The organism is Serratia liquefaciens ATCC 27592 (assembly GCF_000422085.1).
GTDB classification, from domain to species: domain Bacteria; phylum Pseudomonadota; class Gammaproteobacteria; order Enterobacterales; family Enterobacteriaceae; genus Serratia; species Serratia liquefaciens.
In genome coordinates, this window is record NC_021741.1 from 4,563,224 (window position 1) to 4,583,405 (window position 20,182).

General features: G+C 57.7%; 18 protein-coding genes. 11 read left to right on the top strand and 7 right to left on the bottom strand.

The features are described from left to right. Positions 1 to 51: 51 nt before the first annotated feature. Positions 52 to 225, top strand: coding sequence for a hypothetical protein (locus tag M495_RS25905; protein WP_020831774.1), 174 nt, complete (start codon positions 52 to 54; stop codon positions 223 to 225). Here M495_RS25905 and M495_RS21240 read toward each other — a convergent pair. Beyond that, positions 201 to 917: an HPP family protein gene (locus M495_RS21240; RefSeq protein WP_020831775.1), complete on the bottom strand. Its 717-nt coding sequence runs from the start codon at positions 915 to 917 to the stop codon at positions 201 to 203. The genes M495_RS25905 and M495_RS21240 overlap by 25 nt on opposite strands. Positions 918 to 1,088: 171 nt before the next feature. Here M495_RS21240 and yfcF point away from each other — a divergent pair, with 171 nt between their 5' ends. Next, positions 1,089 to 1,724, top strand: coding sequence for a glutathione transferase (yfcF, locus tag M495_RS21245; RefSeq protein WP_020831776.1), 636 nt, complete (start codon positions 1,089 to 1,091; stop codon positions 1,722 to 1,724). Between the two features lie 70 nt (positions 1,725 to 1,794). On the opposite strand, the gene M495_RS21250 is transcribed toward yfcF, so the two are convergent. The 3 genes from M495_RS21250 to M495_RS21260 are packed head-to-tail and all read right to left on the bottom strand — an operon-like array spanning position 1,795 to position 5,830. After that, entirely contained in the window at positions 1,795 to 3,039 is a 1,245-nt protein-coding gene (locus tag M495_RS21250; RefSeq protein WP_020831777.1) for an aromatic amino acid transport family protein, read from the bottom strand. Between the two features lie 58 nt (positions 3,040 to 3,097). Continuing rightward, a complete protein-coding gene (locus M495_RS21255) occupies positions 3,098 to 4,552 on the bottom strand; it encodes an NAD-dependent succinate-semialdehyde dehydrogenase (RefSeq protein WP_020831778.1) in 1,455 nt (484 codons plus the stop codon). 12 nt (positions 4,553 to 4,564) lie between these two features. Then, complete coding sequence (locus M495_RS21260; RefSeq protein WP_020831779.1) at positions 4,565 to 5,830, bottom strand: 4-aminobutyrate--2-oxoglutarate transaminase; 1,266 nt, start codon at positions 5,828 to 5,830, stop codon at positions 4,565 to 4,567. Positions 5,831 to 5,958: 128 nt separating this feature from the next. Here M495_RS21260 and pdxR point away from each other — a divergent pair, with 128 nt between their 5' ends. Continuing rightward, positions 5,959 to 7,437 (top strand): MocR-like pyridoxine biosynthesis transcription factor PdxR, encoded by a 1,479-nt coding sequence (gene pdxR, locus M495_RS21265; RefSeq protein ID WP_020831781.1) that lies wholly within the window; start codon positions 5,959 to 5,961, stop codon positions 7,435 to 7,437. A gap of 20 nt (positions 7,438 to 7,457) precedes the next feature. Here the strand turns inward: pdxR and M495_RS21270 are convergent, their stop codons facing one another. Beyond that, positions 7,458 to 9,077: an ABC-F family ATP-binding cassette domain-containing protein gene (locus M495_RS21270; RefSeq protein ID WP_020831783.1), complete on the bottom strand. Its 1,620-nt coding sequence runs from the start codon at positions 9,075 to 9,077 to the stop codon at positions 7,458 to 7,460. A gap of 426 nt (positions 9,078 to 9,503) precedes the next feature. Here M495_RS21270 and M495_RS21275 point away from each other — a divergent pair, with 426 nt between their 5' ends. Next, a complete protein-coding gene (locus tag M495_RS21275) occupies positions 9,504 to 11,525 on the top strand; it encodes an oxidoreductase (protein ID WP_020831784.1) in 2,022 nt (673 codons plus the stop codon). 44 nt (positions 11,526 to 11,569) lie between these two features. Here M495_RS21275 and rlmG read toward each other — a convergent pair whose 3' ends face one another. Next, a complete protein-coding gene (gene rlmG, locus M495_RS21280; RefSeq protein WP_020831785.1) occupies positions 11,570 to 12,709 on the bottom strand; it encodes a 23S rRNA (guanine(1835)-N(2))-methyltransferase RlmG in 1,140 nt (379 codons plus the stop codon). Between the two features lie 224 nt (positions 12,710 to 12,933). Between rlmG and M495_RS21285 the strand changes: the two genes are divergently transcribed. From M495_RS21285 to sstT, 7 genes are all read left to right on the top strand, one after another. After that, a complete protein-coding gene (locus M495_RS21285; RefSeq protein ID WP_020831786.1) occupies positions 12,934 to 13,230 on the top strand; it encodes a type II toxin-antitoxin system RelE/ParE family toxin in 297 nt (98 codons plus the stop codon). A gap of 13 nt (positions 13,231 to 13,243) precedes the next feature. After that, positions 13,244 to 13,567 (top strand): HigA family addiction module antitoxin, encoded by a 324-nt coding sequence (locus tag M495_RS21290; protein WP_041414990.1) that lies wholly within the window; start codon positions 13,244 to 13,246, stop codon positions 13,565 to 13,567. Then, positions 13,560 to 14,072: a M48 metallopeptidase family protein gene (locus M495_RS21295; RefSeq protein WP_020831788.1), complete on the top strand. Its 513-nt coding sequence runs from the start codon at positions 13,560 to 13,562 to the stop codon at positions 14,070 to 14,072. Before M495_RS21290 ends, M495_RS21295 begins: the two co-directional genes overlap by 8 nt. 100 nt (positions 14,073 to 14,172) lie before the next feature. Next, entirely contained in the window at positions 14,173 to 15,153 is a 981-nt protein-coding gene (locus tag M495_RS21300) for a Gfo/Idh/MocA family protein (protein WP_020831789.1), read from the top strand. Position 15,154: 1 nt separating this feature from the next. Next, positions 15,155 to 15,886, top strand: coding sequence for a glutamine amidotransferase (locus tag M495_RS21305; RefSeq protein WP_020831790.1), 732 nt, complete (start codon positions 15,155 to 15,157; stop codon positions 15,884 to 15,886). Positions 15,887 to 16,144: 258 nt separating this feature from the next. Beyond that, positions 16,145 to 17,122: a TerC family protein gene (locus tag M495_RS21310; protein ID WP_020831791.1), complete on the top strand. Its 978-nt coding sequence runs from the start codon at positions 16,145 to 16,147 to the stop codon at positions 17,120 to 17,122. Positions 17,123 to 17,389: 267 nt separating this feature from the next. After that, complete coding sequence (sstT, locus tag M495_RS21315) at positions 17,390 to 18,625, top strand: serine/threonine transporter SstT (protein WP_020831792.1); 1,236 nt, start codon at positions 17,390 to 17,392, stop codon at positions 18,623 to 18,625. 57 nt (positions 18,626 to 18,682) lie between these two features. Here sstT and M495_RS21320 read toward each other — a convergent pair whose 3' ends face one another. Then, entirely contained in the window at positions 18,683 to 20,173 is a 1,491-nt protein-coding gene (locus M495_RS21320; protein ID WP_020831793.1) for a UxaA family hydrolase, read from the bottom strand. Positions 20,174 to 20,182 lie beyond the last annotated feature (9 nt).

The following is a 20,182-nucleotide window of genomic DNA, read 5'->3' on the forward strand; positions in this document are numbered from 1 at the left end:
TCCGTTTCACTCAATAATATCCCCAGCTAATTCCATGCTAAAAATAGAGATATGAACTCCATTGCCAATCGGAGCCAAACAGCGGGCGGTGAGCTGGCGCCCAATACCGACATCGCCAATCTCAAAGCCCAGCGCCGGCATGCGGCGTTGGGCTTTGGCGAAACGGAGCGCGTGGTGTTCTATCGCAAACACTGGCTTAATCAGCCGGTGCCGCTCTGCCGTTGATGCGCTAGCTGTTCGGCACGCAGCAGGATTTCCTGCAGATCGTCCTCGTCGATATCAAACAGTTCGCCCTGCATCAGCGCCTCGTGCAGATCGGCGCGGGTAATAGAGACAGCGTCAATCGGCAGATTAGCCGGCTTCGCCTCGGTCGGCGCCAAAGGGTGCGGGTAGCGTCGCCCGGCCAGGTTATTGAATACTATAGCCAGCAGCGCCAATAGCACCGAGTTCAGCAGCACCGGGTACAGCACAAAGCTATAGCCCAGTTGATGAATACCCGGGCCACCGAGAATGGCGGTCAGCGCCACCGCGCCACCGGGCGGGTGCAGGCAGCGCAGCTTAAACATCAAGCCAATCGCCAGTGCGGCCGCCACCCCGCAAGCCAGCCCCGGGTCGGCAATCAGCAAACTGGTGCTGACCCCCACTGCCGCCGCCGACATATTGCCGCCCACGATCGACCAGGGCTGCGCCAACGGGCTATTCGGCACGCCAAACAGCAATACGGCCGATGCTCCCATCGGGGCGATAAACCACAGGTTTACCTCGCCCAGAACAAAATGGCTGATCCAGCCGGCAATCATCAGCCCCAGCCCGGCCCCCACGCTGGAAAGCAAAATCTCTTTTTTGCCCACCGCCAATGGGTGCGGCCACAAACGTGCGCACCCTACTTTCACTCTTTCCAACAACGGCATTTTCATGTTACTTCGTGCTGCCAAATTCAACTTAATGGCAACAAATATATCACAACGCCAGGCGTCGCCGCTCGCCGCGCTTTTCACTACGAAAATAACTTTCGGCTAACAGATTGATCTTTAGCCACTCCTCGTCAATTATCAAAGTTCGCCTCCCTTTGCCTTGAGGAAAACCCAATGTCTCAGCCGATTGCCGAACTCTATACCGACGCCGAATTTTTCAGCCCTTATGCCATGTCGGCGTTTATCACCCTGACGGAAAAAGGCATTCCCTTCACCGTGAAGCCGGTCGATTTGTCGCAGGGGAAAAACCATGAGCCGGCCTACGCGGCCCTGTCATTGACACGCCGGGTGCCAACGCTGGTGGTCGGTGAGTTTCAGCTTTCGGAGTCCTCGGCGATTGATGAGTACCTGGATGAGATCCATCCTGCCCATCCGGTGTACCCACGCGATGTAAAACACCGTGCCAAAGCCCGCGAAGTTCAGGCATGGCTGCGCAGCGATCTGCTACAGCTACGCGCCGAGCGGCCGACCGAGGCAGTGTTCATTAACGGCAAGTTTCCTCCGCTGTCCAACGCCGCGCAGGGTGCCGCCAACAAGTTGATTGCCGCCGTCGAAAAGCTGCTGAGTCACGGCCAGGATAATCTGTTCAGGGAATGGTGCATTGCCGACACCGATTTGGCTTTGATGCTGAATCGACTGGTGATACATGGCGATCCGGTACCGGAAAATATTCGCCACTACGCTCACAAACAGTGGCAACGTCCTTCCGTGCAGGCCTGGTTGGCGCTGCCAGAGAAAATGCGCGGGTGATAAAAAATCGGCGGCCACGACGCCGCCGTTCTCAACTGAGAAATAACATCACTTCTTGAGGGAAGGCAAATCACCATCCCGCGGGCAGATAGCCTAACAGCGACGCGATGGCATACACCGCACTGGCCAGATACAGCAACACGATGCTGATCTGCAACAGCGGGTGGGTTATCCAGTTACACTGCCAACGCGGTGTCTGGTCGCCATGCTTGCGCGCCCCACGCAGGATCATCATTGGCATAATCGACAAAATCACCCCGCTGAAAACCCCGGCGAAATAGAGCGCGTTAACGAATGACACCAACCCGCTGTAGGCCAGCGCGAACGGCGGCAGCACCACCAGCATCAGCACGCCGAAACGGCGCAGTGACTGTTCATCGTTGCCCAGCCTGAACTGGTCGAAAATATTGGTCAGGAAGCTGCCGCCGAGGCCCCAGTAAGAGGTCAGCATCGCGCACAGGGCAAAAATATTGGCGGAGAAGAAGGCCCACTGCCCTAACGCCTGGCCCCATGAAATGGTCGCCACGTCAGAAATGTTATTCAGCCCGCTGAGCGCAATCACCGACATCGGCACCGCCGCCAGCAGCACAAAGGTCACGGCCATTCCGACCATAATCGCCTTGGGCAGTTGTTCCGGTTTGTCCGAAAAGCCGCGCGCCATTTCCGGCACGATATACTGCGCAGAGAAACAGAACACCACCACGTTGAATACCGGCACCATAAAGCGCCAGTCACCGTCCAGCAGGTTGCGCATCTGGGTGGTGTCTTTGAGCAGCGTGGCCGCCACCAGCGCACTCAGCATGACCACCATGCCGATGCTGATAAACTTCTCCCCGCGGCCAATCGCCTTTAATCCCAGGTACAAGACCCCCGCAGCGGGTACGAAAAACAGCAGGCTGCCTATTGCCGGGGAAATGCCAAACAGGGACTGCAACAGTTTGCCGCTGCCGCTCATGTAGGCGGTCAACGCCCCAATGCTGTTAACGCAAACCGAAGCAAACATCAGCCAGGCACCGATACCGCCGACATAACGTTTCGCCAGTCCGCTCAATTGCAGATGGGCACGGGTACGCAGGGTAGATTCAGCAACGTACAGCATGGTGATAGTGGTCAGACTGCCCACCAGCACCAGCCAAAACAACAGCGGCAGAAAACCGGCCTTGCTGGAGGCGTAGGCGATGGACAGCACGCCGGCGCCAATGTTGGTGCCGACAATCATCGCCACCCCTTCGAGGAAACTCAGTGATTTGGCGGGTGCAGGCGTTCGCACCCCGGCGGCAAGCGCCGGAGAAATAGAGATGTTTTCAGAAGACATGCAGCATCCTTTGGCTCCCGGCGGCGCTGGCCACCGGGGTTGGTTAATTTCCCAGGGGTTAACAGCTCACATCGATACACAGGTATTTCAGCTCCAGATATTCTTCAATCCCGTAACGCGATCCTTCACGTCCGAGCCCTGACTGCTTCACGCCGCCAAAAGGTGCCACTTCATTGGAAATCAGCCCGGTATTGATGCCGACCATGCCGTATTCCAACGCCTCCGGCACTCGCCATTGACGCGAGGCGTTCTGCGTGAACAGATAGGCGGCCAACCCGAACTCGGTATCGTTGGCCATGGCGATAGCTTCCGCCTCGTCATGGAAACGGAACAGCGGTGCCACCGGGCCAAAGGTTTCCTCTTTGGCGAAGCGCATTTTCTGCGTCACGCCAGTCACCACCGTAGGCTGGAAGAAGGTGCGACCCAGTTCGTGCGGCTGACCGCCGATAGCGATTTGCGCGCCCTTGATCAATGCATCGTCGATATGGCTCTGCACTTTTTCCACCGCATCCTGGTCAATCAACGGGCCCTGAGTGGTGCCCGCCTGACTGCCGTCACCGACCTTCAGTTGCTCGACCGCCACCACCAGCTTATCCACCAGCCGGTCATAGATACCGTCCTGCACGTAGATGCGGTTGGCGCAGACGCAGGTCTGGCCGCTATTGCGGAATTTGGAGGCCATAATGCCCGCCACGGCCGCGTCCAGATTGGCGTCGTCGAAAACGATCACCGGCGCATTGCCGCCCAGCTCCAGCGATAGCTTTTTGATGGTTGGCGCGCACTGCGCCATCAGAATGCGGCCGACCTCGGTCGAACCGGTAAAGCTCAACTTGCGCACCACCGGGCTGTCACACAATACTTTACCCACCTGAGCGGCATCGCCGGTCACGATCTGCAGCACCCCCGCCGGAATGCCGGCGTCCTGCGCCAGCTTGCCCAACGCCAGCGCGGTCAGCGGCGTTTGTTCGGCCGGTTTAACGATAATTGCGCAACCTGCTGCCAGCGCCGGCGCCACCTTGCGGGTGATCATCGCCGCCGGGAAGTTCCACGGAGTGATCGCCGCACAAACGCCGATGGGCTGTTTTACCACCACCAGACGTTGTGAAGCCTGCGGCGCTTGCAGTACCGCGCCGTCCACTCGCTTGGCTTCTTCAGCAAACCAGGTGATAAACGATGCGGCATAGGCCACTTCACCGCGCGCTTCCGCCAGCGATTTGCCCTGCTCCGCGGTCATCAACTGGGCCAGATCTTCCTGCGCCGCCAGCACCTTGTCGGCCCAGGTCAGCATCAGAGCGGAACGCTGTTTGGCGGTCAGTTGTTTCCAACCTTGCTGCGCAACCTGCGCAGCGTTAATCGCCTGTTGAGTTTCTTCGCCGCTGACTAACGGAATACTGGCCAGCTCAACGCCGGTCGCCGGATTGATGACCGCTTCACGTTTACCGCTCAGCGCATCGCACCACTCGCCGTTAATCAGGCACTGGCTGCGCAGCAGCTCGGGGTTATTCAATTTCATACCTGTCACTCCTTATTGAGCCAGCGCGCGGGAAAGAATGCCCAGCGCCTTGGTGAACTGGTCTTCAGGAATGGTCAGTGGGTACAGGAAGCGGATCACGTTGCCGTTAACACCGCAGCTCAGCAGCAGCAGGCCTTCTTCCAGCGCTTTCTGTTGCACCTGGCGGGTGATCTCGGCCGAGGGTTTGCCGGTCTTGGGATCGTTGAACTCTACCGCCACCATCGAACCCTGCGCACGAATATCCGCAATCGCCGGGCTGCTCTGGCGTGCCTGCTGCAGCACCTCCACCAGATGCTGGCCCAGGCGTTGAGAACGTTGGCATAGCTGCTCTTCTTCAATCACATCCAGCACCGCCAGCGCTGCCGCCACCGCCAGCGGGTTACCGGCATAGGTGCCACCCAGCCCGCCCGGTGCCGGGGCATCCATCACCTCTGCACGACCGGCTACGGCCGACAACGGCATGCCGCCCGCCAGGCTTTTCGCCATGGTGATCAGATCGGGTTTGACGCTGTAATGATCCATGGCAAACAGCTTGCCGGTACGGGCAAAACCGGTTTGCACTTCGTCGGCAATCAGCAAAATGCCGTGTTCGTCGCACAAGGTGCGCAACGCCTGCATAAACTCGGCCGGTGCGACGTTGAAACCACCTTCACCTTGCACAGGCTCCAGCACGATGGCCGCAACCTGCTTGGGATCGATATCCGCTTTAAAGATACGCTCCAGGCTGTTCATCGCATCTTCGGTGGTCACGCCATACAGCGCATTCGGATACTGGCCGTGGAACACCGATCCCGGGAATGGCCCAAAGCCCAGTTTGTAAGGCGCCACTTTGCCGGTCAGCGCCATGGTCATGTAGGTGCGGCCGTGGAAGCCGCCGCCGAAGGTGATCAGACCCGGACGGCCAGTGTGGGCGCGGGCAATTTTGACGGCGTTCTCTACCGCTTCCGCCCCCGTGGTGAAGAACGCGGTTTTACATGGCCCTTCGATCGGCGCACACTGGTTGATGCGCTCGGCCAGCGAAACGTAGCTTTCGTAAGGGACAATCTGGTAAGCGGTATGGGTGAAGGCCTTCAGCTGCTTCTCAATGGCAGCGATCACCTTCGGGTGACGGTGTCCGGTATTCAACACGGCGATACCGGAGGCAAAATCGATAACTTCATTCCCTTCGACATCCCACAGCGTGGCGTTCTCGGCGCGTTCGGCGTAAAAGCCGCACATCACGCCGACCCCACGTGGGGTGGCATCCTGACGACGTTGATTCAATTCTGCGTTTTTCATGTTGTTCTCTCCAGTCGGTAGTCGGTGCCAGCTAAACGGTTTGTTCACATTCGTGAAACAATGACGTTTATTTACACAGGATGTGGCCCTATAATCGAGAGCCAGTTACGATTAATTGAGGGATCCAATTGCGCTCACTGAGTGGTGACCTGCTGTTGCAACGTCTTGGCGAACAGCCGGATGATAAGCTGCATAAGCGGCTTTATAATGCGATCCGCACCAGCATTTTGGACGGTAGCCTGCCGCCCTCCAGCCGCCTGCCCGCCTCACGGGATTTAGCCCAGGAGCTCAGCCTTTCTCGTAACACTGTATTAACCGTTTATGAACAACTCTTGGCGGAAGGATATGTCTTGGCGCGCGCCGGAAGCGGTACATTCGTCGCCGAAACCGTCCCGGACAGCTGTTTATCCACCGTCAGCGCGCCAGCAGGCAGTGACGGGGAACAGCGACGGATTGAACTGTCAGCGCGCGGTGCCACTCTGCTGCACCACGCCAGCGCCAGCCCCAAACAGTGGGGCGCCTTTATCCCCGGCGTGCCTGACGTCAATGCTTTCCCACACCAGTTATTCAGCAAGATCCAGGCGCGTATCAGCCGTCGTCCGGCCCCGCAGAAGTTGACCTACAGCAACCAGGGCGGCAGTCCGGAGCTACAGCATGCGCTGGTGGACTATCTGCGCGTAGCGCGCTCGGTACGCTGTTCGCCAGAGCAAATTCTGATTACCGAAGGCATCCATCAGGCGATAGATCTGGTGACGCGCATGCTGTGTAATCCGGGCGACGACGCATGGATTGAAGAACCGGGCTATTGGGGGATCCGCAATATCCTGCGGATGAACGACGTGAATATCTGCCCGTTGGCGGTGGATGAAGCCGGTATGGTGCCACCGGAACAGCCTACCGAGGCGCCGCGGCTGATTTTCGTCACGCCGTCGCACCAGTACCCATTGGGATCGGTGATGAGCCTGGCACGTCGGCAACGGTTATTGGCCTTGGCGCGCAACGCCGGCAGTTGGATTGTTGAAGATGACTACGACAGCGAGTTTCGCTTTTCCGGTCAGCCGATCCCGGCGTTGCAGGGCTTGGAAGCCGACGCGCCGGTGATCTATATCGGCACCTTCAGCAAAACGCTGTATCCGGCGCTGCGACTGGGTTATGTGGTGTTGCCGAAACCGCTGATGGCGGCGCTGAAAACTGCCCACGCGGAACTGTATCGAGGCGGCCATTTGCTGATCCAGACCGCGCTGGCGCAGTTTATTCAGGAAGGCCACTACAGCGCACATATCCGCCGCATGCGCCTGCTGTATGCCCGGCGGCGCGCCTTCCTAACCGGTCTTATCGAGCAGCATCTGGGTAAGCAGGCCCTGAGTGAATTCAATAACAATGCCGGGCTGCACCTGATCCTCAACCTGCCGGACCAGGCGGACGATGTGGCGATTGCCGCCGCAGCCAATACGCGTGGCGTACTGGTACGGCCGCTGTCGCGTTACTACATGTTGCCCAACCATCGCCGCGGCCTGCTGATGGGCTTTGCCTGCGTACCGGAAGAGCAGATGGCCGCCGCTTTTACCCTGCTGTTGGAGTGCATCCCCCCTGAAAACAGAAGGTAGCCCTAAGGCACGAATGAGCTTCATAAGCTCTGTAGGTGCCATTCCCCCGCCTGCCACTGCAAACGATGGGTCAATTTCAGCGCCTGCAGGAAGTTTTCATCATGAGAAACCACCAGCATCGCGCCGGGGAAGCTGGCCAGCGAAGCCTCGATTGCCAGTGACGACGCCAGATCCAAATGGTTAGTCGGCTCATCCAGCAACAACAACTGCGCCGGTTCCCGACGCCACAGCATGCAGGCCAGCGCCGCCTTCAGTCGTTCGCCGCCGCTCAGCACCGCCATCGGCAACAGCACGCGCTCGGCGTTTAGCTGCAACTGCGCCAATTGACTGCGTACCGTACCCTCATTGAGCGGTGAATCCTGCAGCCCCAGATGTTCAACCACAGACAGCGAAAGATCGAGCTGTGAAAGGGTTTGATCGAGGTAAGCCGTCGACAGTGGGCAGTGACAACTCCCCGCTTTGGCCGCCAACTGCCCCAGGATCACCTTCAGCAACGTGGATTTTCCGCAGCCGTTTGGGCCGGTCAGCGCCACGCGCATCGGGCCATCAATGCGAAAATTCAGCGGCGGCATGGTGATAAAAGGCAGTTCCAACTGTTCGAGTACCAACACCTGCTTGCCCGCTACCACGGCGCTGCCCGGCAGGGTGAGCATCACCGGGCAGTCGTCTTCCACCCGCTGATAGGCATCGCGTACGGCGGCATCGAGGGCATCCTTCTGGTCCTGATGCTGCTTGCGCAGCGTGCCGAGGCTTTCTTTGGCCGCCGCTTTGTAGGCCACACGCTCAAAAGACGCGATATTGAGCGTATCGACGGTTTTCAGCGTTTGCGCAGAGCGCCGTTGGCTGATGTCGTGTTCTTTCTGCTGCCGGGCCCGGGTGCGCCGCCGTTCCTGGCGCGCGTGCTCCAGCCCGGCTCGTGCGGCCTGCTGCTCCAAATCACGCTGGCGGCGATAGTCGTCGTAGTTACCGCCGTAGCTGTGCAGTGCGCCCGGCGTCAGTTCGACAATGCGCTGCATACGCGCCAACAGCTGCCGATCGTGGCTGGCCACCAGCAAGCCACCACGCCACTGTTCCACCTGTTGATACAGCCAGTCGCGGCCCCGGCCGTCGAGATGGTTGGTCGGTTCGTCGAGCAACAAAAAATCCGCGTTGCTCAGTATCGCCCCACACAGCGCGGCACGCATTCGTTCACCGCCGCTCAAATCGCTCACAGGGCGTTGCGCATCGAACGCCGGTAACCCGGCGGCGACAAAGGCAGCCTGCAGACGATCGCGCAGATCCCACTGACCTTCCAAAAGATCGAGATCGTCCGCCAGCGGTTGCCCCTGCTCAAGGCGGGCCAATGCGGCAAATATCTCACCGTAGCCCAGCAGTTGGGCCAGCGTAGTCTGTGGGGAGAGCTCCGGCTGTTGCGCGACGTAAGCCAGCGATGCATGGGATTCAACATGCCCGCCACCGGGATGATCCAGTCCGGCGATCAAACGCAGCAAGCGCGTTTTGCCGACGCCATTGCGCCCAACCAGGCCGCAGCGTTGCTGATCGAAAGTCAAATCCAAGGGACCGAACAGCGTTTCGCCGTCAGCGAACTGGCAGATCAGGTGATGTAAAACAAAATGAGGGGATTGCGCAAAATGAGCCATAAGCACTCCTGAATGAAATCAAAACATCCCCACAAGGCACCGGTGTGCGCAACGTGGGACAAGATATCAGCAGGCGTGTATGTTCATTTTCGGTGATGGCTCCGTAGAGAGAGGGAATTTATGACGAACAAATGCTAACCCATTTGTTGTTCACCATGCAAACAGAGGCACAGATTCATGACATCTATCACATTCAGCGCAACGCAGATTCCCAACGACAGAGACAACGGCTAGATTTATCTCATCCGACCACTTGAGGTCGCACATAATAATAACTACAGATCATACCCAATAGCTTTCACGCGGCAGCGAGGCAGCAAGTTCGCGAGTCTCCAGGAGCTTACTCAGGTAGGTGACTGGGGTGAGCGAATGCAGCCAACAACGCTGCAGCTTGAAAGATGAAGGGGATGAATGATGGAGACTGCAATGAGCAATTACCCACACCTGCTGGCGCCGCTGGATCTCGGCTTCACCACCCTGAAAAATCGGGTGCTGATGGGATCGATGCACACCGGCCTGGAAGAACTGCCGAATGGCCCCGAGCGCATGGCCGCTTTCTATGCCGAGCGCGCCGCAGCCGGCGTGGCGTTGATCGTCACCGGCGGCATCGCCCCCAATGAAAAAGGTGTGGTCTATCGCGGCGGCTCAACCCTGAGCCACCCGGAGCAGGTCGACCATCACCGCATCGTCACCGACGCCGTCCACAAGGGCGGCGGTAAAATTGCGCTGCAGATCCTGCATGCCGGTCGCTACAGCTACCAGCCGCAGCCGGTAGCCCCCTCCGCGCTGCAGGCGCCGATCAATCCCTTTACCCCTACCGCACTGAGCGAAGCAGACATTCTGCAAACTATCGCAGACTTCGCGCAGTGCGCGGCTTTGGCTCAACAGGCAGGTTATGACGGCGTCGAAGTGATGGGTTCCGAAGGCTACCTGATCAACCAGTTCCTGGTCGCACGCACCAACCAGCGTGATGATCAATGGGGCGGCAGCTTCAGCAACCGCATGCGTTTTGCCGTGGAGATCGTCCGGGCGGTACGCCAGGCGGTCGGCCACGAATTTATCCTGATTTATCGCCTTTCGATGCTCGATCTGGTTGAGGATGGCTCCAGTTGGCAGGAAATCGAACAGTTGGCGCTGGCCGTTGAGCAAGCCGGGGCCACTATTATCAACACCGGCATTGGCTGGCATGAGGCGCGTATCCCCACCATCGCCACCATGGTGCCACGAGCAGGATTCAGTTGGGTGACCCGCAAGCTAATGGGTAAGGTACGCATTCCGCTGATCACGACCAACCGCATCAACGACCCGGCGGTAGCCGAGCAGGTCTTGGCCGACGGCTGCGCCGACATGGTATCAATGGCGCGTCCGTTCCTGGCCGACGCCGCTTTTGTGCAGAAAGCCGCCGAAGGGCGTGCCGATGAGATCAATACCTGCATTGGTTGTAACCAGGCTTGCCTCGACCAGATTTTTGAAGGCAAACTCACCTCCTGCCTGGTGAACCCTCGAGCCTGTCGCGAAACCGAGATGCCGCTGGTGGCAACGGAGAAGCCGAAAAAGCTGGCGGTGATCGGAGCCGGGCCGGCCGGATTGGCCTTTGCCACCACCGCAGCCAGCCGCGGCCACCGGGTGACGCTGTTCGATGCCGCCGATCAGATTGGCGGCCAGTTCAATATCGCCAAGCAGATCCCCGGTAAAGAGGAGTTTCATGAAACGCTGCGTTATTTCCGTCGCCAATTGACGCTGCAAGAGGTCGATGTGAAGCTCGGCACCTGGGTGACGGCGGCCGATCTGGCGGAGTTCGACGAAGTGATCCTTGCCTGCGGTATTGTGCCGCGTACCCCGGCGATCCCCGGTATCGACAACGCCAAAGTGTTGACCTATCTGGATGTGCTACGCGATAAAAAGCCGGTCGGCCAGCGCGTGGCGATTATCGGTGCCGGCGGCATCGGCTTCGATACCGCCGAATACCTCAGCCAACACGGGGTGTCGAGCAGTCTGGATCCGGCGGAATTTAACCGTGAATGGGGTATCGATGACCAGCTTAGCCAACGCGGCGGGCTGGCGGTGCAGGGGCCAGTGGTTGCCCGCCCTGCTCGGCAGATCTACCTGCTGCAACGCAAAACCAGCAAAGTGGGCGAAGGCCTGGGAAAAACCACCGGTTGGATCCACCGCACCAGCCTGGCGATGCGCGGTGTAAAAATGCTCAACAGCGTGAACTACCAACGCATTGATGATGAAGGCCTGCATATTTCACGCGCCGAACAGGAAAGCTGCCTACCGGTGGATACGGTGATTATCTGCGCCGGACAAGAACCCAGACGCGAACTGCAGCAACCGCTGCTGGAGATGGGAAAAACCGTGCATTTGATTGGGGGTGCGGACGTCGCCGCCGAGCTGGATGCCCGCCGCGCTATCGATCAGGGCACGCGGCTGGCAATGGCACTTTAATTCGCTAATCATGGAGGGGCGCATTCACCGCGCCCCTCGGCAAATCAGTAACGTGCGCCGGATTTCACCGCTCTGAGGATCACAAATTTCTTGTTGGATGCCACAACGGTGCAGTTGCCAAACAGGCGCTTCAGCTTATGGTGGTAATCCAGATGACGGTTGCCGACGATGCGCAACTCGCCACCCACCTGCAGGCAACGCTTGGCGTCGCAGAACATCTGCCAGGCGGTGTGATCGGTGATCGCATGCTGTTGGTGGAACGGTGGGTTGCACAGTACCGCCTGCACGCTTTCACGCTCAATCCCAGCCAGTGAGTTGTTCACCTCAAACTGACAACGATCCAGATCCTGCGGCAGGTTGTGCTCTACGTTCAACTCGCTGGATGCCACCGCCATATAAGACTCATCGACAAACGTCACCTGAGCCTGCGGATTCTGCGCCAGTGCCGTCAGGCCAATCACGCCATTACCACAGCCGAGATCGACAATATGCCCTTCCAGATCCTTCGGCAGATGTTCCAGGAACAGGCGCGCGCCGATGTCCAGATTGCTGCGCGAGAACACGTTGGCATGGTTGTGGATAAGCCAATCCGTGCCGTCCAGCGTCCAGTTGGTGGTTTCCGGTGCCGCCGGCGGCACAATGTCCGTCACTTCGCAGTGGATCAGACGCGCTTTCTTCCATGCCAGGCTGGTGCGCGTTGGGCCAAGCACCTTTTCAAACAGCTGCATGGTCGAGGTGTGAACGTCACGCGCCTTGGCTCCGGCGATAATGACCGTATCCGGTGCCACCACGTTGCGCAACGAGCGCAGTTGCTGTTCCAGCAGTGCCAGCGCTTTAGGAATGCGGATCAGCACCACTGCCGGTGATGCAGGCAGTTCGGCCAGGCTGTCCAGCAGCGTCACCTGCTCTGGATCCAGTTCATTGAGTTTCAGGTTATGGCGCGTTGCCAACTGACTCATGTAGGAATCGCTGATGCTGTAAGGCTGATAAGCGTGCAATGCGCAGGCCAACGTGCCGAAGTTGTCGTTGAAAATCAGCACCGGACGATCGCCAATGTTTATATTTTCAAGCTGTTGCAGCAGATATTCGTCCGCCGCTTCCCACGCCTGCAGTTGGGTGGATTCTTCCTGTTGGGGATAACGTTCCAGCTCAAGTTGCTGTGTTCCCAGATCGAGTTGGCTCATTGCCCCTCCTGACTGATAAAATTTGGGCTGTTTATCCCCTAAAAACGTCCGGCAGTAAAATGTTTTTTCGGATAAATTGCGCATTAACTCGCATCGTGGAAAGCCAATCCCGCTTTTCACTCCTCAAAGCTATAGCATTCATTCCGCTTATTCTGAACTGGACAATTTTTAATCTGACTTGATGTAACTTTAAATGTTACACTCATTCACCCAATGGAATGGGGATGAAAATGATTTCATCGTTCCGAGACGGATACCTGGCGCAATTCTATAGGGAGGGTCGGCGCGATCGTTTGATCCCCTCGACCATTGAGCGCCAACTGGCCAGAAAACTCGATATGCTGGCTGCTGCGCAAAAAGAATGTGATTTACATAACCCGACCGGTAATTATTACAAACGTCTGTCCGGCCCCTTTCAAGGCTGGTCCAGCATGCGGGTGAATCTTCAATGGCGATTAATGTTTCAATGGCGCCACGATGCGGCTGAGCAGATTTATTTGGATCCGCACCAAGATACCTAGCAACGGAGAACCTATGTTAGAGACTACAAGCCGGAAACCCACTACGGTGGGGGAAGTGCTGCAAGAGGAGTATTTAACACCGCTGGGCATTGGGCAGGAGGATCTTGCAAAGGTCTTGGGTGTCACCCGTGCCACGGTAAATCGCTTGTGCAATGGACATCGTCGTCTAAGCGTTGCGGAAGCGAACTTGTTCGCCGATCTGTTCGAAACCACCGCCGATTTCTGGCTAAACCTGCAAGCGGCCCACGACCGTTGGGAAGCCCGACAGGCCAATGTACAGCGCGAGCGTCTGCGTCCGATTATGGAAATATTGGGGCGTAATATTACTCATGCGTGAAATCGAACTGACCTACCTGCAGGGCTACCCTGAACATCTGCAAAGCCAGGTGCAGCAGTTGATCGACCAACGACGCCTGGGGGATGTGCTGTTGCAGCGCTATCCGCAAGTGCATGACTGCACTACCGACAAGTCGCTTTATCAGTTTACCGTCGATCTGAAAAACCAGTATTTGCGCAACGCTCAACCGCTGAGCAAGGTGGCTTACGACGGTAAAATTCAGGTGATGAAACACGCGCTGGGCATGCACACCGCCATTTCCCGCGTGCAGGGTGGCAAACTGAAGGCCAAGGCGGAAATCCGCGTGGCGACGGTCTTCAAGCTGGCGCCTGAGCCGTTTTTGCGCATGATCGTGGTACATGAGTTGGCGCATCTGAAAGAGAAAGACCACAACAAGGCCTTCTACAGCCTGTGCTGCCATATGGAACCCAATTACCATCAGTTGGAGTTCGACACCCGGCTGTATCTGACCCACCTCTCCGTGTTTGGCGATCTGTATGCATAGCGAGATTCGCCTTCTGTAAATGCCGTGATAATCTGATTCTTTCTACCCTGTGCGACGCATGAAGCGCATAGGGTACAGCGCCTGGGAACCGGAGATATCTATGATTCGCTTTGCCGTTGTGGGCACCAACTGGATTACGGAACGCTTTATCGACGCCGCGCACGAAAGCGGCAAGCTGAAATTGACCGCCGTCTATTCGCGCAGGCTGGAAAAAGCGCAGGAATTTGGCGCCAACTACCACGTCAGCCTGTTTTTCGATTCCCTTGAAGCATTGGCCCAATCTGATGCCATCGATGCGGTTTACATCGCCAGCCCCAACGCCCTTCACTGCCAACAATCGCTGCTGTTCCTCAGCCATAAAAAGCATGTGATTTGCGAAAAGCCGCTGGTGTCCAACCTGCGTGAAGCCGAAAAGCTGGTAGCCTGCGCGCGTGAAAATCAGGTGGTGCTGTTCGAAGCTTTCAAAAGCGCTCATCTGCCGAATTTCCTGGCCCTGCAACAGGCGTTGCCGCAAATCGGCAGGTTGCGCAAAGCCTTCCTCAACTACTGCCAATACTCGTCACGCTACCCGCGCTATCTGGCCGGCGAGAATCCGAACACCTTCAATCCGCAGTTTTCCAACGGTTCAATCATGGACATTGGCTATTACTGCCTGGCCAGCGCCGTAACCCTGTTCGGCGAACCGAAATCGGTGATTGCCAGCGCGGCGCTGCTGGATACCGGTGTGGATGCCCACGGTACCGCTTGCCTCAACTACGGCGATTTCGACGTCACCCTCTCCCACTCCAAGGTCAGCAACTCGGACATTCCCAGTGAGATCCAGGGCGAAGAAGGAACGCTGGTGATTGAGAAAATTTCTGAGTGTCAGGGCGTGGTGCTGACCCCACGCGGCGGCCATCGTCAGGATCTGACCCGTCCTCAGCACATCAATACCATGCTGTATGAAGCACAGGTGTTCGCCGATCTGGTGGAAAAACGGCAGGTGGAACACCCGGGACTGGAGAATTCGCTGATTATCGCCCGCCTGCTGACCGAAATTCGCCGCCAGACCGGCGTGGTCTTCCCTGCCGACGGAGAGTGACATGAAACCCTTATTACTGATGCAAACCGGCGATGCCCCAGAGGTTATCCGTCGGGAAAAGGCCAACTTCGACGGCATGTTCTTGCAACAGGGGAACATTGATGCCGATCGCGTGCAGATCGTGCACCTTCCCGCAGGCGAGCAGCCGCTGCCGCCGCAAAATTACGCCGGCGTGGTGATCACCGGTTCACCGGCGATGGTGACCGAACGGCTGCCGTGGAGCGAGCAAGCCGCCGAGTGGCTGCGCCAGGCGATGCAGATCCAACTGCCGATCTTCGGTGCCTGCTACGGGCACCAGCTATTGGCCTATGCGCTTGGCGGTGAAGTCGGTTATCACCCGCAGGGTATGGAAGTCGGTACATTGGACGTCGAATTGCTGCCCGCCGCCGCCAACGACCGGCGAATGGCGATGTTACCGCCGCGCTTCAAGGCCAATCTGATCCACTCGCAGAGCGTGTTGACGCCCCCCGCCGGCGCAGTGCCGCTGGCCCGGTCGCAACAGGATGCCTATCAGATCCTCAGTTATGGCGATCGCGTGCTGACGACCCAGTTCCATCCGGAATTTAACGGCGCGGTGATGCACCAGTATCTGAGCTGGCTCGGTGAGCTGTATCCAGAGCAGCAGGCAGCGTATCAGCTTAAGCAACAGCAGGTTAGCGATACGCCGTTCAGTCGGCTGCTGCTGCAGGGATTTGTCGTCAGCCTCGGCGCGCAAAAAGCCCTGGCCGGGTAACTTAATAAACGTTGACCGCTGACATATTTTGCATTACTTTCTGCCGTGCAAAGGGGAGTAACTTCATTGCCGGTCAATCGTCATTACGATGCGCAAGCATCCGGTTACCGGGCAACATGATGTAACGGGCACGATCAGTGCACCTTCATCAACGTTGTAAGTGAGACCTTGCCGGAAGGCGAGGTTTGCTTGCAGCGTTCATAAGAGCGGCTAGCGTCTTCCGACGTTGGCCGTTTTTGTTTTTGAAGGATACCTCTGATGATGAATACCGTTGGCACACCTTGGTTATGGGGCAGCTTTGCCGCCATCATAGTTGTGATGCTCGCAATCGACTTACTGCTGCAAGGCCGCAAAGGCGCACACACCATGACGCTCAAGCAGGCCGCCAGTTGGTCGCTGGTGTGGGTCAGCCTCTCTTTGCTGTTCAACCTGGGCTTCTGGTACTACCTGAACCAAACCGCCGGGCGCGCCGTCGCCGACACCCAGGCGTTGGCCTTCCTCACCGGTTATCTGATCGAAAAAGCGCTGGCGGTCGATAACGTCTTCGTCTGGCTGATGCTGTTCAGTTACTTTGCCGTTCCGGCCAACCTGCAGCGCCGTGTGCTGATCTTTGGCGTACTGGGCGCGATCGTGCTGCGTACTATCATGATTTTCGCCGGCAGCTGGCTGGTGACCCAGTTCCAGTGGTTGCTGTACCTGTTCGGTGCGTTTCTGTTGTTTACCGGTATCAAGATGGCGCTGGCAAAAGAAGATGACTCGGCGATTGGTGACAAGCCGCTGGTGAAATGGCTGCGCAGCCACCTGCGTATGACCGACAACCTGGAAGGTGAACGTTTCTTCGTGCGCCGCAACGGCCTGCTGTTCGCTACGCCGCTGGTGCTGGTGCTAATCCTGGTGGAACTGAGTGACGTGATCTTTGCGGTCGATAGCATCCCGGCAATTTTCGCCGTGACCACGGATCCGTTTATCGTTCTGACCTCTAACCTGTTCGCCATCATGGGCCTGCGCGCCATGTACTTCTTGCTGGCTAACGTGGCTGAGCGTTTCTCGATGCTGAAATACGGCCTGTCGATTATCCTGATGTTTATCGGCGTCAAGATGTTGATTATCGACTTCTTCCATATCCCGATCGGCGTTTCGCTCGGCGTGGTGGCCGGTATCCTGACGTTAACGTTGGTGATCAACGCCTGGGTTAACCGTCGTAACGACCGTCTGGCCAATCATAAAGCACCATAATCTGTTAGTCGGGGCGGCTTGCCGCCCCGCGATTGTTTGGCAATTCCCCCCAAACGCCAAATGTTATTGCGATCACACAAATGTAATCAGTATGTTATAAAGAGTTGATCCGCGCTCAGAATTTCACCCTCTCCCCTTTCCAATACCCAGGCTTTACTGAATACTGATTCGGCAAACACACTTGGTTACAGATCCCTATAAAGTTGTCCGGTGGCGTTCCCACCGAGGTGACAAAGTCTGTACGCAACATCATCGGGAAAAAGCATTATGCAAAACTTACTACACAGGATCGTACAGGGCAGCCTGGTTAAACAAATCATGATCGGCCTGGTGGCCGGGATTATCGTGGCGTTAATCTCACCGGCAGCAGCTTCTGCGGTGGGCCTGCTTGGCGCCCTGTTCGTCGGGGCACTAAAAGCGGTAGCGCCGGTATTGGTGCTGGTGTTGGTCATGGCCTCAATCGCCAACCACAAGCACGGGCAAAAAACCAATATCCGCCCGATCCTGTTCCTCTACCTGCTGGGGACCTTCGCCGCGGCGTTGGTGGCGGTGGTGGTCAGCTTTATGTTCCCGTCCAACCTGGCGCTGGTGACCGGCAATGCGGATATCAACCCGCCGGGCGGCATTATTGAGGTGCTGAAAGGCCTGCTGATGAGCGTGGTCGCCAACCCGTTCCATGCGCTGATTAACGCCAACTATATCGGCATTCTGGCCTGGGCCGTGGGCCTGGGGCTGGCGCTGCGCCACGCCTCTGAAACCACCAAATCGCTGATTAACGATATGTCACATGCGGTCACCCTGGTGGTACGCGCGGTGATCCGCTGCGCTCCACTCGGTATTTTCGGTCTGGTGGCCTCGACGCTGGCGGATACCGGTTTCGGGGCGCTTTGGGGCTATGCGCAACTGCTGGTGGTGCTGATCGGCTGTATGCTGTTGGTGGCGCTGGTGCTGAACCCGCTGATCGTTTACTGGAAAATCCGTCGCAACCCTTATCCGCTGGTGTTTGCCTGCCTGCGCGAAAGCGGCGTGACCGCCTTCTTCACCCGCAGCTCAGCCGCCAACATCCCGGTGAATATGGAGCTGTGCAAAAAGCTGAATCTGAACGAAGACACCTATTCGGTTTCCATCCCGCTGGGTGCCACCATCAACATGGCTGGCGCCGCCATCACCATTACCGTGCTGACGCTGGCGGCGGTGCATACTCTGGGGATCCCGGTTGATGTGCCCACGGCGTTGCTGCTCAGCGTCGTCGCGGCTATCTGTGCCTGCGGCGCTTCCGGCGTGGCAGGCGGTTCACTGCTGCTGATCCCATTAGCCTGCAACATGTTCGGCATTCCGAACGACGTGGCAATGCAGGTGGTGGCAGTCGGCTTTATCATCGGCGTACTGCAAGACTCCGCCGAAACCGCGCTGAACTCCTCGACCGACGTGCTGTTCACCGCAGCTGCCTGTCAGGCGGAAGATCAGCGTTTAGCGGATGAAGACCCGCTGAAAGTGCGTTAATCCCCAAAATGTTCCAGAAGGCGCTCGTGATCGGGCGCCTTTTTTACGACTGTCGCCTTACAATGTCACTCCACTCTTAAAAATCGCCAACTCACGGAAATCATTGGTTTCGTTGCGTGCTGGCTGACCATTGGCAATCGCCACAATCAGATCGACAAACTGCTCCAGCAGACTTTCCATCGGGGTGCCGTGGATCAGTCGACCGGCATCGAAGTCGATCCAGTGCGGCTTCTTCGCCGCCAGTTCGCTGTTGGTCGCCAGCTTCACCGTCGGTACGAAACCGCCATAGGGCGTACCGCGCCCGGTGCTGAACAACACCATATGGCAGCCGGCGCCAGCCAGCGCGCTGGTCGCTACCGCGTCATTGCCTGGCGCACTCAGCAGGTTTAAACCGGGTTGCCGCAGCCGTTCGCCATATTTGAGCACGTCCACCACCTGGCTGTGCCCGGCTTTCTGCGTGCAGCCGAGCGATTTCTCCTCCAGCGTGGTGATCCCGCCAGCTTTGTTGCCCGGCGAAGGGTTTTCATAAATCGGCTGGTTATGGGCAATAAAATACTGTTTAAAGTCGTTAACCATGCTGACGGTCTTGTCGAACGTCGCACGATCGCGACAGCGGCTCATCAGGATCCTTTCGGCGCCAAACATCTCCGGCACTTCGGTCAGTACCGTCGTGCCGCCGTTAGCAATCAGATAGTCGGAAAAACGCCCCAGCAGCGGATTGGCGGTGATGCCGGACAGCCCGTCAGACCCGCCGCACTCCAGCCCGAATTTCAATTCACTCAGCTTGCCCGGTTGACGGCGATCATCGCGCATCACCTGGTACAGCGCATGTAGCTGTTCCAACCCAGCCTCTACCTCATCGTCCTGTTGCTGACAGACCATAAAGCGCACCCGCTGATCATCAACCGCACCCAGGGTACTGCGGAAAACATCCACCTGATTATTCTCGCACCCCAAGCCAATCACCAACACCGCGCCGGCATTGGGATGGCGCACCATGTTTTGCAGCATAGTGCGGGTGTTCTCATGATCTTGCCCCAGTTGGGAGCAGCCAAACGGATGACTGAACAGGTGCACGCCGTCGATCTCCTGCGCATCCTGGGTTTCCTTCAAAAAGCGCTGCTGGATCTGTCGGGCAATGCCGTTGACACAGCCAACGGTCGGTATGATCCACAGCTCGTTGCGGATCCCCACTTCCCCGCTGCTGCGGCGATAAAGCTGCACTTCCCGATCCGCAGCCTGCGGCGGTAATACGGGAAATTGCGGCTGATACTGATAGCTGTCCAGGTCACTCAGGTTGGTTTTGGCATTTTGCGAGTGAATATGTACACCGGAAGCAATCGTCTCCAGCGCATGGCCGATCGGCAGACCATATTTGATGATTGCCTCACCGGCGGCAATCGGCCGTAGCGCAAACTTATGCCCGCGCGCTACCGGCTGCGCAAGTCGAATTGCCGTGCCGTCCAGCATCAATGTTTCATCGGCCGCCAGATCGCGCAGTGCCACCGCGACATTATCCAGCGAATGAATTTTTACCATGCTTTGCATAAACCCACC

Excerpts from the sequence above, each read along its gene's own strand:
- M495_RS25905 (WP_020831774.1), top strand. The coding sequence starts at position 52 with ATGAACTCCATTGCCAATCGGAGCCAAACAGCGGGCGGTGAGCTGGCG.
- M495_RS21240 (WP_020831775.1), bottom strand. The coding sequence starts at position 917 with ATGAAAATGCCGTTGTTGGAAAGAGTGAAAGTAGGGTGCGCACGTTTG.
- yfcF (WP_020831776.1), top strand. The coding sequence starts at position 1,089 with ATGTCTCAGCCGATTGCCGAACTCTATACCGACGCCGAATTTTTCAGC.
- M495_RS21250 (WP_020831777.1), bottom strand. The coding sequence starts at position 3,039 with ATGTCTTCTGAAAACATCTCTATTTCTCCGGCGCTTGCCGCCGGGGTG.
- M495_RS21255 (WP_020831778.1), bottom strand. The coding sequence starts at position 4,552 with ATGAAATTGAATAACCCCGAGCTGCTGCGCAGCCAGTGCCTGATTAAC.
- M495_RS21260 (WP_020831779.1), bottom strand. The coding sequence starts at position 5,830 with ATGAAAAACGCAGAATTGAATCAACGTCGTCAGGATGCCACCCCACGT.
- M495_RS21270 (WP_020831783.1), bottom strand. The coding sequence starts at position 9,077 with ATGGCTCATTTTGCGCAATCCCCTCATTTTGTTTTACATCACCTGATC.
- M495_RS21275 (WP_020831784.1), top strand. The coding sequence starts at position 9,504 with ATGAGCAATTACCCACACCTGCTGGCGCCGCTGGATCTCGGCTTCACC.
- rlmG (WP_020831785.1), bottom strand. The coding sequence starts at position 12,709 with ATGAGCCAACTCGATCTGGGAACACAGCAACTTGAGCTGGAACGTTAT.
- M495_RS21285 (WP_020831786.1), top strand. The coding sequence starts at position 12,934 with ATGAAAATGATTTCATCGTTCCGAGACGGATACCTGGCGCAATTCTAT.
- M495_RS21290 (WP_041414990.1), top strand. The coding sequence starts at position 13,244 with ATGTTAGAGACTACAAGCCGGAAACCCACTACGGTGGGGGAAGTGCTG.
- M495_RS21295 (WP_020831788.1), top strand. The coding sequence starts at position 13,560 with ATGCGTGAAATCGAACTGACCTACCTGCAGGGCTACCCTGAACATCTG.
- M495_RS21300 (WP_020831789.1), top strand. The coding sequence starts at position 14,173 with ATGATTCGCTTTGCCGTTGTGGGCACCAACTGGATTACGGAACGCTTT.
- M495_RS21305 (WP_020831790.1), top strand. The coding sequence starts at position 15,155 with ATGAAACCCTTATTACTGATGCAAACCGGCGATGCCCCAGAGGTTATC.
- M495_RS21310 (WP_020831791.1), top strand. The coding sequence starts at position 16,145 with ATGATGAATACCGTTGGCACACCTTGGTTATGGGGCAGCTTTGCCGCC.
- sstT (WP_020831792.1), top strand. The coding sequence starts at position 17,390 with ATGCAAAACTTACTACACAGGATCGTACAGGGCAGCCTGGTTAAACAA.
- M495_RS21320 (WP_020831793.1), bottom strand. The coding sequence starts at position 20,173 with ATGCAAAGCATGGTAAAAATTCATTCGCTGGATAATGTCGCGGTGGCA.